Annotated in this window: 2 protein-coding genes; both read left to right on the forward strand. The window is 46.2% G+C overall.

The window, feature by feature from the left end; all coding sequences use genetic code 11:
* Nucleotides 1–188: 188 nt before the first annotated feature.
* Nucleotides 189–770: a tyrosine-type recombinase/integrase gene (locus FDK13_RS35130; protein ID WP_170983026.1), complete on the forward strand. Its 582-nt coding sequence runs from the start codon at nt 189–191 to the stop codon at nt 768–770.
* Nucleotides 771–775: 5 nt separating this feature from the next.
* The gene (locus FDK13_RS35135; RefSeq protein WP_220417508.1) at nt 776–1942 is read left to right on the forward strand and encodes an IS91 family transposase; all 1167 of its coding nucleotides are present in this window, start codon (nt 776–778) and stop codon (nt 1940–1942) included.
* The last annotated feature ends 293 nt before the right edge of the window (nt 1943–2235 follow it).

Consider the following 2235-nt stretch of genomic DNA (forward strand, 5'->3'; position numbering starts at 1 on the left):
ATTGCACTTTATGCGGTTACCGCATGAGGTATCCATTGCGGAGGTCAACGGCTACCTGTACCGCAAGTCTGTACACGAGGGGTTTTCGGAGAGCTATTTCAAGCAGACTGTATTCGGAATGAGGTCGCTTCGGCGATCCGATTTGGTATAGACTATTTGGTCAGGATGAGCATGCTATCAAGCTTCCCGTGATTAAAAAGGAAAAGAAATTGCCTGAGGTTTTGTCAAAAGAGGAATGTAAAAAACTTTTCAAAGCACCTCGTACACTGAAACACCGTTTTCTGCTTTCGTTTGCCTACTCAGCGGGCCTTCGGATGAACGAGCTACGACATATTCGAATCAGCGATTTGGATACAGACCGGATGCAGGTTCGTGTACGACAGGGGAAGGGGAAGAAAGACCGCTACGTGATATTGTCTCGGTTTATCGCTTCCCGTTTGCCTCAATATCTGAAAGAATTACAGCCACAGGTGTATCTTTTCGAAGGTCAGACACCCGGACAGGTTATGGGTGAGCGTAGTATCCAGTACGTGATTACAGAGGCGTTGCAAAAGACAGATATTCAGAAGTCGGTGTCGATGCATACACTACGTCATAGCTTTGCGACCGCGCGGCGGACCGCCCATTTATTGGAGGATGGTGTTGATATTTATACGATCCAACATCTTTTGGGACATAGCCAACTGAGCACGACCATCATGTATTTGCATATCGCACAGGTGATACCTAAGGTGGGTAGGAGTCCGTTGGATACACTGTACGGGTTTTAGCAGGGATGCGTCCCAAATACGAGCTGGCCGATATTCTGACAGAATACGGACAGGATTTCATTGCGCAAAAACAGCCTTTAAAGTATCATCAGAAAGTACTGAATGCGATTAATAAGTGTCGTACAGCGGCTTTGGGTGGGCATGTTGACCGGTGCGGTGAATGTAGCCATGAGCGGATTAGTTACAACAGTTGTAGAAATCGGCACTGCCCTAAATGCCAGACTGCCAACCGTGACCGCTGGATAGCAGCCCGTCAATCCGACTTGTTAGACTGCAAGTATTTTCATGTAGTGTTTACCTTACCGGAGGTGTTGAATCACTTTTGTCTGCACTATCCTGCGGAGTTATATGAGATACTTTTTCAATCCTCAAAAGAGACGTTATTGGCTTTTGGGCGAGATGAAAAATACCTGGGGGCTGAGATGGGAGCAATATCCATCCTTCACACTTGGGGTCAAAATTTAATGCTACACCCGCACATACACATGATCGTTCCGGCAGGAGGGGTTGATCAGGACGGCAATTGGCAGCATACGCGCAGTGAAGGGAAGTATCTTTTTCCGGTGAAGGCGATGAGCGCAGTGTACCGGGGCAAGTTTATAGAGCGCTTCAAAGCTTTTTTGCAAGAAAGAGGGATGGAATTAACCGCGGAGTTACGTCAAGAGTTATACGCAAAAGAGTGGATTGTCTACGCCAAGCGCCCTTTCGGGGGAGCCCAGCAGGTGATAGAATATTTAGGAAGGTATACCCACAAGATCGCTATCAGCAATCACCGTTTGCAAAGTATAGACAGAGGTCAGATCAGCTTCACCTATAAAGACTATCGTGATGATAGCAGGACGAAAACGATGACTTTGGAGGCTGCCGAATTCCTCAGGCGTTTTTGCTTACACATCTTACCCMAAAGCTTYCGCRAGATCCGGCATTACGGGATATTGTCGTCACGCAACAAGCCGAAATTGAAAGAGCAACAGGCAAAAATGGGGGTAGTTAACCAAAATCAAGAAAGCCCATACGCAAAAATCAGAGAAAACAGGTTTGATCCGTTAGCATGCCCTTGCTGTAAGACAGGGAAAATGGAAACGGTGTTTGTCTTTAGGGCTAACACGGTCTTGCATAAATGGTCCAATGCGCCTCCTTTCCACAAAGAATCCGAGCCAACAACCTTCTGATCGTTACAAAAAGCCGCAAGTCCGGCCTGGTAACCTATTGGCGAAAAAAAGTGAAATGGCGAAAAAATACTTATTTTAAAAGTTGTCTTCAATGTAGCCTCCAACTTCGGCCTGAAATACGATTAGACGGCCCACGCATTATGGTACATTATGACATTTTCTCCATCTCAGTCTCCTATCCAGGAACAACAGCCCTTTATTAAAATCCCATAGAAACAGCTACCGAAGCCTCAGTTCAACAGAGGCTTAAAACGCAACTCCGTAAACTACGTCGCGTTTAAGCCCTATTTGTT

The organism is Dyadobacter frigoris, assembly GCF_005280585.1.
GTDB classification, from domain to species: domain Bacteria; phylum Bacteroidota; class Bacteroidia; order Cytophagales; family Spirosomataceae; genus Dyadobacter; species Dyadobacter frigoris.